The sequence below is a fragment of the Thermus aquaticus genome (genome assembly GCF_001280255.1).
Lineage (GTDB): Bacteria > Deinococcota > Deinococci > Deinococcales > Thermaceae > Thermus > Thermus aquaticus.
The window spans coordinates 1-255 of sequence record NZ_LHCI01000108.1 but is presented as its reverse complement, the minus strand read 5'-3'; the positions used below and the strand labels follow the sequence as shown (position 1 = coordinate 255).

General features: G+C 69.0%; 1 pseudogene. It reads right to left on the bottom strand.

The features are described 5' to 3' along the window. Window positions 1-255 (bottom strand): annotated as a pseudogene (locus tag BVI061214_RS13245) (conjugal transfer protein TraC); the annotation flags it as partial.

Here is a 255-nt window from a genome sequence, read left to right as displayed (position 1 = left end):
GGCTCACCCCTACCTGGAAGACGTGGTCCCCCGTCTGGGAGATGTGGGTGATGGCCCCCTCCGTCTCCACCTGGCCCACCCGCACGTTGGGGTCCACGTAGGTGCCCGACTGGCTGGCGGAGTAGTACCGCCTGGCCCTGGCCTTGAGGGCCCTGAGGGCCAGCTCGTGGGGCTCGTGGAGGAAGTCCATGACCAGGTAGAAGCGGCTCCCCCCCGCCAAGGCCAGCACGTCCCCCATCTCGGCGTAGGTCTCGT